The sequence below is a fragment of the Pseudomonas sp. UMAB-40 genome (assembly GCF_900095275.1).
GTDB classification, from domain to species: Bacteria; Pseudomonadota; Gammaproteobacteria; order Pseudomonadales; family Pseudomonadaceae; genus Aquipseudomonas; species Aquipseudomonas mandelii_B.
In genome coordinates, this window is the sequence record NZ_LT607640.1 from 1 (window position 1) to 281 (window position 281).

Consider the following 281-nt stretch of genomic DNA (forward strand, 5'->3'; position numbering starts at 1 on the left):
ACCACCGGCGAACCGGTCACTGGTGCAGAGACGGACGCGGTGTACACCACGGTGCCGCCTTCGGCCACGGAAGGTGTGGCGGTCAGGCTGACGGTCGAGGTGTTGATGGTGTCGGGGACATCAGTCACGGCCGCAGCCGGGTCTTTCACCAGGTTTTCGAAGTTGCCGCCAGTGGCGTCCTTGATCGTCGCTTCAACTTTGCCGGCGTCTTTGTAAACGTCATCGGCTGGCGCCTTGACGGTGACGGAACCGGTGGTCGCACCCGCGGCGATGGTGATTAC

At 63.3% G+C, this 281-nt stretch carries 1 protein-coding gene; it reads right to left on the bottom strand.

Features of this window, described 5'->3' with window-relative positions:
* Nucleotides 1-281: immunoglobulin-like domain-containing protein (locus tag K0F88_RS32125; RefSeq protein ID WP_219097884.1), on the bottom strand; the 281-nt coding region annotated here is incomplete at both ends.